This window comes from Quadrisphaera sp. RL12-1S (assembly GCF_014270065.1).
Lineage (GTDB): Bacteria > Actinomycetota > Actinomycetes > Actinomycetales > Quadrisphaeraceae > Quadrisphaera.
The window spans coordinates 5,954-15,534 of record NZ_JACNME010000022.1 but is presented as its reverse complement, the minus strand read 5'-3'; the positions used below and the strand labels follow the sequence as shown (position 1 = coordinate 15,534).

Sequence of the window (9,581 nt, the reverse complement as noted above, 5' to 3'; positions counted from 1 at the left end):
AGTTCGCTGGGGCCTTGCGTGGCCTGCCCGGTGGCCGGCAGCTCTCCCTCGGTGACCGCTGCTGCCTCGCGCTGACCGTGCGCAGCGACCCACCATCAGTTCTCACGGCTGACCGCGTCTGGGCCGAGCTCGACCTGCCTGTCGAGGTCCGGCTGCTCCGGTAGTCGATCCCATCTGCGACGGACAGCGGCGCCGACGACCGGTGCGCCGAGACGTGCACGGAGACGGGCGGTGAGCGGTCCCCTCTGACATCTATCCGCAGGCAGCAGGTACGAGCCCGTCGCCGCGCCGTGATGGGCGCAGCGACGGGCTCGGCTAGCGTCAGCTCGCGGTCGGAGACGTGTCCCCGACGGCGTCAACCATCGCCGTGGTCGTGTACGCCGTCCAGGACCATGCACCCAGCGGCGCCGCCGCCAGCCACTGCATGCCACCGCGGTCCACCAGCGTCGACTCATTCGACAGCAGGGTCGACGTCGCCGGGTCGAACGTCAGCGTCACCCGCCACGTCGCGCCGTTGACCTGGTCGTACTCCACCGCGGTGCCAGTGCGCCCCAACGGGTCGGTGTGCTCACCGAGCAGACCCACGTCCTCCCGCTGGGACAGCACCGTGAACGCCGCCGAGCGCAGCGCCGGCCCGGCGCTGGGCTCAGCCAGCAGCACGGCCAGAAGGTCCAGCTCGGCATCGGCGACGGTCCCCGGCTGCTCACCGACCATCGGAGGCTGCTGGATGGCCCAGTCTCGGACCTGACCGGCCAGCTGCGCCGGGTCGGTGGACAGGTCCGCCAGCACCAGGCCGCGCAGGCGCCCCGCAGCCCACTCGCCACCGTCAGGTGACTGTCCTGGGCCCCAGGAGTCGTCAGCCTCGGTCAGTGGGTCGGTGGTCGATTCGCTGCCGGTGACCTGACGGCCGGACCCGTCGGGGGCCTTCCACGTCTGAGTGGTAGTGCTCGTCAGCGCCGAGAGGTCACCCACACGTGCCGCGGAGGTCTCCTCGACGTAGGAGACGGTGGCGCTGCCCGGCGTGACCGGCTCCCGCAGCGCTGCCGAGGCCAGCTCGATGAGTACCGATCCGGCCGGCGCTGACGCGGCCGCCCGGTCATCACTGGTGACGGCCAGCAGCCGGCCCATCTGCCCGGGCAGCTCGCCGGTGGTCTGCACCCCGAAGGGAGCCGGCAGGCCGTGCTGGACGACGTGAGCACCCGGCAGCGCGATGGCAGCCACAGCCGCAGCAGCCAGCAGAGACCACCGCACGCGGCGACCCCGCGAGACCGGCCGGCGCAGCGAGACGACCTCACCGCCGCTCTGAGCGCTGTTGGCGGTGGTGCCGCGGCCGGTCGCCGGCGCGGGCGCAGCCGAGAGATTCGAGGTCGACGTCGTGGCAGCGCGCGGGGTGGCCAGGATGCCGGCGAGCACGTCCTGGCCGTGCAGGGCCAGGTAGTTCTCAGCGTCTTGAGCGCTGGCGGGGCGGACAGCGCGGAGTCGGGCGATGACGGCGTCGGCGCCGTCGTCGTGACCGGTGGGGGTGGGGATGGTGGTGGGCATCAGGACTCCTTGAGCACGGACGCGGGAACGGGGATGTGGGTGGTCAGGTCGCTGACCTGCCGGTGGGCAGCGCTGGTCGCGGTCCTGGTGGTGGGCCCGGGCCGAGCACTGGCGGGCAGCGCGGTCGTCACAGCTGGATCGCTCCACGGCGGTGGGTCCAGCACCCGCTGCAGGCGGCGCCGAGCGCGGTGCAGCCGGACGGCGAAGGCACCGGGGGCACAGCCCAGGACGGCGGCGGCCTCACCGGCGGTCAGGCCGTCCCAGCCGATGAGCAGGAGCACCTCACGGTCCTCGTCGGCGAGGGCGGCCAGGGCGGTGATGACCGCCGAGCGTTCGGCGACGACGTCGGCGATGTCCAGGGTGGCGGGTCCCCCGCGGTGGCTGGGGTGCTCGCGGTTGGCGGCGTGGGCTGCCTGCAGAGCGAGCGCTGCCTGCTGGCCCTGGGCGCGCCAGTGGTGGGCCAGGGTGTTGCGCGCCACGCCCAGCAGCCAGGGCAGCGCTGGGTCGGGGACGTCGTCGATGCGGCGCCAGGTGGTGGTGAAGACCTCGCTGAGCAGGTCTGGGGCGGCGTCACCGGCGCCGCGGTGGCCCAGGAAGGTCAGGACGCGGGCGGAGTGGTCGCGGAACAGGCGGGTCAGCCGGTCGGCGGGGTCGTCGTTCACCGGGCTTCCTCTCGTGGGGGATACCCGGTAGTTCCACCTCACGGCTCGTTCTTACAGCCGACTCCGCGACGAGGGGTGGACCTGGCTCGACGTCACCGTCGGACGTGGGTCGCAGTGAGTGTCTCGCTGTTCGGGTAGCGATCGTTGCCCGGTCAGCTCTGTCCCGCGATACCGAACGGGTTCTCGGCGACCTCGTCGTCGTCGCTTCCCCCGTGCTGGATCAGCTGAGGAACCCATGTCGTCAGCTGCAGACCCGGCACACCCTCCAGCTCAGCAAGCGGTGCTCCGTGCAGCAGCTCCCTGACGGCGTCTGAAGGTTCCTGCACACGCTGCTGGGCGTCCTCGGGCGTCTCCTGTGTCCAGTGCCGCAGGTACCCACGGCGGCCCTCCTCGACCAGGGCGGCCGCGTCGGTGATGACGTAGTCGTAACGGCCTAGCACCGTCAGCACCCCCAGCCCCTCCAAAGACGCATCGCCTTCAACGTCCTCAAAAGCGTCCTCGACATCCTCGTCGTCAACATCACTGCCGCGCACCGGGATGGAGCCGCACCAGTCGAACTCGGCGTCCGCGAAGTTGTTGACCGCCCGCTGCAGCGAATCGGCAGAGGCGAAGTAGGCCGGCAGTTCCCGCTGGCGCCCCGCGCGGGTGCTCACCAGTTGGGCGTGAGTGGTCAGCACGTCGATGAGGTGCCCCACCTTGGCCTGGTAGGCCTCCAGGGCAGGTGCGGTCCACATCGTCGCGAGGATCTCACCGTCATCGTCGGCGCCCTCGGCGTCGCGGTCCGGGCTGCCGCTAGCGGCCGTGGTCTGCGTCGGGTTGAGGTCCTCGGCGTCATCACTCACATCGGGACGCTACTGAGGCGGACAGTGCTCTGGACAGCGATTTCGTTGCGCGAGGCCGACGAGACCCGGCAGCGGAAGACGTCGTCGAGGCACAACAGCCCGTCAGATTGGGGCGTCTCATCCGGCGACCGCTGACCGGACGCTCTGAGATCCCGCGCCGTCGAGGTGCGTGGGACTGTACCGCGTGGCGACGGCTGTCTCGGGAGGTCACCCCTGCCGAGACAGCCGCGGGCCTCACCGCGGCGCCGGCGCAGACGGCGTGGCGCAGTTCGTAGTCGACGCCATCGACGCGCGCCGCAGGGCGCGGTAGACCGTCGCCCGGGAGACCGAGAACAGCTCCCCGACCTCGGTGGCGCTGTGGCGGCCCTCGCCCATCAGCTCCACCAGGTGCGCCTCCTGGGTTCGGCTCAGCTTCGGCGGCTTGCCCCGCAGGTGGCCCTTGGCGCGGGCGACCTTCATGCCCTCGCGGGTGCGCATCCGGATCAGGTCGGCTTCGAACTCGGCGACCATCGCCAGGACGTTGAACAGCAGCCGGCCCACGGGGTCGGTGGGGTCGTGCAGCGATCCGCCCAGGCTCAGGCGGACCTGTCGGGTGGTGAGCTCCTCCAGGATGGCCCGGGCATCAGGTAGCGACCGGGCCAGGCGGTCGAGCTTGGTGACGACGAGGGTGTCGCCGTCGCGGCAGGCTGCCATGGCTTCTCGCAGTCCAGGTCGGTCGCGGTTGGTGCCGGTCAGGCCGTGGTCGACGTAGATGCGGCTCGCCTCGACGCCGAGGTCGGTGAGGGCGTTGCGTTGGGCGGTGAGGGCTTGGCCGTCGGTGGAGCAGCGGGCGTAGCCGATGAGTAGGCCGGTCATGGTGGTCTCCTGAGCTGGCCGGCCCGGGCGCGCCATCGCGTCCGGGCCGACGGCGGCGTGAGCCGTTGCCCGTCGACGGTGAGCACGCCAGCGGGCGTGGACGAGGGTCGGCGCGGAGCCTCACTCGGTCAGCCCCTGCTGCGGCGCAGTGGCGTCTCGCTGACGATCCCCGACCGGTCAGCGTCTCGCTGACCATCCCTTCTGCGACAGACGGCGGTCCTCGTCCGCGGTCGGGCGCGACGGTCACTACCAGGTCCGGTCGCCGGTCGTGCAGCCTCGGAAGCCCGGCCGTTGATCACGTCAACTGCAGCGGAGCCCCCAAGAAGCGCGAGAGCAGCATCACCTCGGATGGCCCGGGCCCCGGCGAGGGTTTCGGCCGCCGCAGGACAGCTACTCCCTTAGCAATACGTACCCATCTCGTCGCGGCGGCAGGCGATGACCCCGGCAGCCCAGGACACGCCGGGGTCGGCCGTGACCCTCACCTGCACCGGTGCACCGTCACTTTCCCTGCCCACGGACCGCATTCCGTCGCTGCAGTCTTCTGGCGCCAGCACCTCCCCATTGATGACCAGCCCCACCCGGGCCGGGCCCAGGCACCTCACCACCACGCTGAAGGAACCCGAGTCCACACTGAAAGAGGGCAGCTCCTCAGTGCCCCGACCGAGTCGGGCCTGCAGGGCTAACGGCTGCTGTGAGGCGTTCTCGACGTCGGCAAGCGCCACCGCTGACGCTGTCGCCCCGTCCACCCACAGGTTCGCGACGATGCGCTGATACCCGGCGCGCTGCAGCTCGCGGGCGTCGAAGCTGTCCGGCACGAGCACAGCGCTGATCATGGAGTTCGCATCCGTGCTGACCCGCACCCCCTCGCGTGCGGCTCGCTCGACCGGCTGGCACATCGTCGTGAAGCTGGGTGCCCCTGTGCGCTCCAACACGACGAGGCACACCTCGCCCGCAGCATCCAAGGCTGCCCAGTATTCCGCAGCAGCAGAGTCGGCGAGCACCCGCGCCGACCCGGGTACCGGGAGCGACGGGATGCTGATCCCCACGTCCGGCAGGGCATCCGCAGCCATCGCTGGACGCTCCAGCACGGAGAAGGCCTGCTGAACCGTCATCGCAGGGGCTATGGCTCCTCCGTCGGGACGCTGGGCGCGGGCGAGCCCGACCGCGGCGCCCACGAGAACCACGACGGCAGCAGCCGCGGCGAGCACCACCCACACTCGACGTCGTTGGCCATCGGAAGTGGCAGGCTCAGCCCCCAGCGGCACCACGTGAGCGTCGTCGCCAGCGGAAAGGTCCAGGTCCTCGGCCTCGCCAGAGCGGGCAGCGGCGAGGGCAGCGGCGAGGTCCGGCCGGCGGCGCAGCTGCTCAGCGGGGTCGCTGAGCACGCCCGTTGCCCGCGCACGAAGCGCTGAGGTGACGCTGTCGTCGAACCCGGTCATCGGGTACCTCCCTTGGTCGATCGGTCCGTTGGGGTGGGGGTGTCGCCGACGCGACGACGCAGCGCCACCAAGGCTCGGCTGGTGGTGGACTTCACCGTTCCGCGCGAGACCCCCATGGCCTCTGCGGTGGCTGCCTCATCCAGGTGAGACCAGTAGCGCAGCACCAGGGCCTCTCGCTGGCGGGGCGGGAGAGTGGACAAAGCTTCGATGAGCTCCCGGTGCTGGGTGTTTAGGAGCGCGACGTCCTCGGCCGAGGGCCCGTGGCGCAGCGCCGGCGGGCTCCACGCGCGGGCCGTGCGGCGCCTTCGCAAGGCGGATCGAGCGCCGTTGACCACGGACCGGTGCAGGTAGCCGACAGCTCGGTCGGGATCGATGCGGTGCCAGTTGCCCGCCAAGCTGGTGAAGGCGTCGGCGACGACGTCCTCAGCCGACTCTTGGTCGTCGACGAGGAGCACGGCGAGGCGGACCATCACCGTCCAGCGTTCGGCGAAGAGATCATCGAGCGTGGTCAGGCCCACCGACGGTCTCCCTGTCTGCGTGCTGGTCGCGCTCGGGTCCACGTCCGCACCTCGTCATTCGGGGCGCCGTTGTGGCGCCCTTGCGACGGGAGAGACGTGCAGGTGCTCACAAGGTTGCTCGTCGCGCAGGAAATCTTTTCAAGACGCCGCACAGACGCGGGAGTGAATGGAGTGCCGCCGCCTGACCATCCTCTCGGTGCGCCCGAGCAGGCGGTCCAGTGCCGCGGCGTCCAGTCATCGGTCGTTGAGTGAGGCGGCCGGTAGCGCTCGGCGCGCGGCTGCTGTTGGCCGCTCAGCTCACCGCTGGTCCGGTCCCGGCTGGCGCTGGGCCGCGGCGTTAATGTCGTCCGAGACCGGCTCGAGCCAGGTGATAGGAGTCCACCTGCCGTCCTCACCCTCGACGGGGGCCGCCTCCTAGATGGCCAGGTGGGCGGCGAAGGCGTCGGCGCTGGCGCCGTGCCAGTGCTCCTCACCTGGGGCGCGCACGACGGTGTCACCAGCGCGGGCGCGCACCACCGAACCGTCGCGGGTGCCCACCAGGGCTGTGCCGTCGGGGACGTGCAGCACCTGACCGCGCGGGTGAACGTGCCAGAACGTGCGCGCGCCGGGGGCGAGGCGCACGTGAGCGACGCCGAGGCGGGAGGGCTGCACGCCGGTCGCCAACGGGGTCATGAGCACCTCACCGGTGAAGGTCTCGGTGGGGCGCTGGGTGGGGGCGGGGGTGATGAGCTGCAACGCAGGTCCTTTCTGGTTCGAGGCGGCCGGTCCTGTTGGTGCGGGACCGGCCGCGGTACCGGTGCCTCGGGTGCCGGTCGTTGATTGGTGCACCTCAACCTGAGACCCACCGTGGTAGCGGCCGCCGTGGTAGCGGCCGGCCCATGCTGAAGTCCCACCGAGCCGTACGGCCAGAGACCGCGTATGAGGCAGCAGATGACCCGTTGCGCTGGTCGCCCCCGGCTGCGTCCGCCTCAGGTGCGCACCCGCCGCGCGACCTCATCCAGCTGCTCAACAGCCCCCCTCAGGTCCCCAGCAGCCGCAGCGAGATCGTCGGTGTCCTGAGAGGCGCGACGTGCGGCGGCGTCGGCAGCGACCGCTGCCGACCCCAACCGGGAGACCGCCTGCGCCCCGCTGGTCAAGACCGAGCTCATCTGGCTCGTGGTGGCCGACTGCTCCTCCACCGCTGCAGCGATCACCGCCTGCGCCTGGTGGGCCTGGCTGATCTGACGCACCAGGTCCCCCATCAGCGACTGCGCATGCGCGGCGCGAGCCTCCGACTCAGCAACCAGCTTCTCAATGTCACCGGTGGCTCCCGCGGTCACCCGCGCCAGCTCTTTGACTTCCTGGGCCACCACCGCGAAGCCCTTGCCGAACTCACCTGCCCGCGCCGCCTCGATAGTCGCGTTCAGCGCCAACAGATTGGTCTGGTCCGCCACTGAGGCGATCAGGCCGACCACCACGGCGACCTGCTGGGAGCTGCGCGCCAGCGCCTGCACAGCCTGCCCGGTCTCCTCCACACGGCCCCGGGCCTGGTCGGTGGCCGTGCTGGCGTGACTAGCGCTGCGGGTAATCTCCAAGATCGCCGAGACCATCTCACCGCTGCCCGCCGTGGCGACGCTCACCTGCTGCGCGGCGTCACTGGCATCCGCCGCCTGCCCCTCGGCACGGACAGCATCCGATGCCATCCGGGTGCGCAACCCATCAGCCAGTCCACCGAGCTGTGTGGTGGAGGTTCTGGCCCGGTCACTGAGCGCGGCGATTTGGGCGAAGACCTCAGCAACAGCGCGTGAGGCGGCGTTCAGCTTGCAGGCCATGGCCGTGAGCTCATCACGGCCGCCGACATCGGCTGAGAGCGTGAAGTCGGTGACGGCTACGCCCGAGAGGACATCGTTGATGCAGCCCAACCGTCGGCGTGTTCCCACCAGGAAAGCCAGGCCCACCCACAGCGCCAGGGCCAGCGCAGCGACCGTGATGCCCAGCGCGACGGCCCGGTCACGGCCAAGGCTCGCCTGGCGCTGGGCGAGCATTCCCTCCAGTGAGGCAGACAGCGGCTCCACTGCGGCTCGCCCTGCTGCAACGGTGCCCGCAGCAGAGGAGGCGGACTGCGTCTGGACCGTTGCAGCCGTCGCAGGCGCTGCAGCCGCTGCGGTGTCGTCTGTAGCCGTTGCGGTCACCGCGCCGGCCTGGCTCGTGGCCGCAGAGACCACCGCTGCCACTGGGGTCTCCACTGCGCCCCGCACGGACGGGGTGGCCTGCTCAGCGGTATCGATGTCCAGGCGCAGCGCGGCGGCGGCCTGGGCGGTGTCTGCAGCGGTCACGGCCGCGGCTGCGCGCTCAGCGGTAGCTGATACAGAGGTCAGATCTGCCACCTGGACGGCGCCTGCGCTGGCTCCCACCAGCACCGCTGGAAGCCGGGCGGTGAGCGCGTCCATAACGAAGTAGGAGTCCAGAGCCGGATCGAGAATGAGCTGGGACCGGCTGCTCTCCGCCTCGATGTAAGCGAGCGCGGCCTGCTGCACCGACTCCCATGCCGCAGCGCGCGCAGGAGCGCCTTCCCTGGCGGCGGCGCTGACTGCGGCCGAGAGGCCCGCCAGCGCGTCGTCGCTGCGCTTGATGGCTGACAGGGCAGCGCGGGCGGTGGTCAGGTCGTTCAGGTCCTGCTGGACGGCCTCGGTTGCGGCGTCCTGCGCGCTAGCGTCGGCAAGACGTGCCGCTGAGGCATCGGCGAGCAGCAGCAGCGCCGGCCGGATCACGGCTAATCCTTCCCGCTCGGCGACGGCGACGGCGATGTTGCTGCCCTGGCTGGACAGCTGAGCGTTCAGCGCCACCCCGAGCGGCACGAGCAGGCAGACCGCAAGCACCAGCACCTTGCGGGTGAAGGTCATCGAGCTCATGAACGTCTCAGCCGGACGCAGCAGCGCATTCAGCACCTGCGTCACCTCCATCGCCTCGGTGCAGTGAGGCGCGGAACCTCGCGCCCTCGCCGGATCATCGACAGCGGGTCGGGTGAGTTGACAGCCGCCAGCGTCTGCACACCGGAAGACGGCTGGGCGAGTTCGGGCGCTTGACGAGGACCTGCTCGCACGGCGCGAGCATTCTCCCTGCGTGGGGTGATGCGAGCGCTGCTGCGCCCGGGGAGCGAGCCTCTTCGCAGCTGCCCGGTAAGTGATCCCTTCTGAGGCGGTCGGCGGCCCTGAGGGTCGGGCGCCACGACGCGCACCGCGGCGTCCGGTGGTCAGAGACGCTTGGCCGAAGCCCGGATCCCAAAGGACGGGCGTCCCCCCACCGTGCGACGGCCGTCAGAGCGGCCTTGCGGGCTGAACGGACCACGCCCTAGCAACCACCTCAAGCGGACCCCAATCTGGTGCCGAGGCGTCAGCGTGATCACTTGGTCGATGCTTGAGCGCGCTGACCCGGGCGTGGCGCCTCGACGCGCTCGACCGGTCCCGGCGCTGGCGGTGAGCGCTGCCATCGCTCTCGGGCCCCTGGTGCTTGTGGTGATAGTCGGTGTGCTGGTCGTCCGGCCCTGGCGCCATCAGCCAGTGGCACCCAGCAGTGCTGATCTCGCTGCGCGCGTCGGCGACGAGGACTCCAGCCCGGTCGCCAGCCCGGTCGCCAGCCCGGTCGCCAGCCCGGTCGCCAGCCCGGTCGCCAGCCCGGTCGCCAGCCCGGTCGCCAGCCCGGTCGCCAGCCCGGTCGCCAGCCCGGTCGCCAGCCCGGTCGCCA

The 9,581-nt window shown here is 71.2% G+C and carries 9 protein-coding genes; 1 reads left to right on the top strand and 8 read right to left on the bottom strand.

The window, feature by feature from the left end:
• Positions 1-321: 321 nt before the first annotated feature.
• From H7K62_RS21335 to H7K62_RS24435, 8 genes are all read right to left on the bottom strand, one after another.
• Positions 322-1,542, bottom strand: coding sequence for a hypothetical protein (locus tag H7K62_RS21335; protein WP_186722563.1), 1,221 nt, complete (start codon positions 1,540-1,542; stop codon positions 322-324).
• Complete coding sequence (locus H7K62_RS21330) at positions 1,542-2,204, bottom strand: RNA polymerase sigma factor (RefSeq protein ID WP_186722562.1); 663 nt, start codon at positions 2,202-2,204, stop codon at positions 1,542-1,544. The genes H7K62_RS21335 and H7K62_RS21330 overlap by 1 nt, the downstream gene beginning before the upstream one ends.
• Before the next feature lie 152 nt (positions 2,205-2,356).
• Positions 2,357-3,046, bottom strand: a complete 690-nt coding sequence (locus H7K62_RS21325; protein WP_186722561.1) for a hypothetical protein — start codon at positions 3,044-3,046, stop codon at positions 2,357-2,359.
• A gap of 234 nt (positions 3,047-3,280) precedes the next feature.
• A complete protein-coding gene (locus H7K62_RS21320; protein ID WP_186722560.1) occupies positions 3,281-3,901 on the bottom strand; it encodes a recombinase family protein in 621 nt (206 codons plus the stop codon).
• A 398-nt stretch (positions 3,902-4,299) separates the two neighbouring features.
• Positions 4,300-5,340, bottom strand: a complete 1,041-nt coding sequence (locus H7K62_RS21315; RefSeq protein WP_186722559.1) for a hypothetical protein — start codon at positions 5,338-5,340, stop codon at positions 4,300-4,302.
• Positions 5,337-5,858, bottom strand: a complete 522-nt coding sequence (locus H7K62_RS21310; RefSeq protein WP_186722558.1) for a sigma-70 family RNA polymerase sigma factor — start codon at positions 5,856-5,858, stop codon at positions 5,337-5,339. The genes H7K62_RS21315 and H7K62_RS21310 overlap by 4 nt, the downstream gene beginning before the upstream one ends.
• Positions 5,859-6,272: 414 nt before the next feature.
• Entirely contained in the window at positions 6,273-6,593 is a 321-nt protein-coding gene (locus H7K62_RS21305; RefSeq protein WP_222438025.1) for a cupin domain-containing protein, read from the bottom strand.
• Positions 6,594-6,826: 233 nt separating this feature from the next.
• Positions 6,827-8,794: a methyl-accepting chemotaxis protein gene (locus H7K62_RS24435; protein WP_186722557.1), complete on the bottom strand. Its 1,968-nt coding sequence runs from the start codon at positions 8,792-8,794 to the stop codon at positions 6,827-6,829.
• A 519-nt stretch (positions 8,795-9,313) separates the two neighbouring features.
• On the opposite strand from H7K62_RS24435, the gene H7K62_RS21720 reads away from it, so the two are divergent.
• Positions 9,314-9,581, top strand: a 268-nt coding sequence (locus H7K62_RS21720) for a hypothetical protein (protein ID WP_222438024.1), incomplete at its 3' end; no start/stop codon positions are given.

Coding starts and splice junctions, on each gene's coding strand:
- H7K62_RS21335 (WP_186722563.1), bottom strand. CDS start 1,542: ATGCCCACCACCATCCCCACCCCCACCGGTCACGACGACGGCGCCGAC.
- H7K62_RS21320 (WP_186722560.1), bottom strand. CDS start 3,901: ATGACCGGCCTACTCATCGGCTACGCCCGCTGCTCCACCGACGGCCAA.
- H7K62_RS21315 (WP_186722559.1), bottom strand. CDS start 5,340: ATGACCGGGTTCGACGACAGCGTCACCTCAGCGCTTCGTGCGCGGGCA.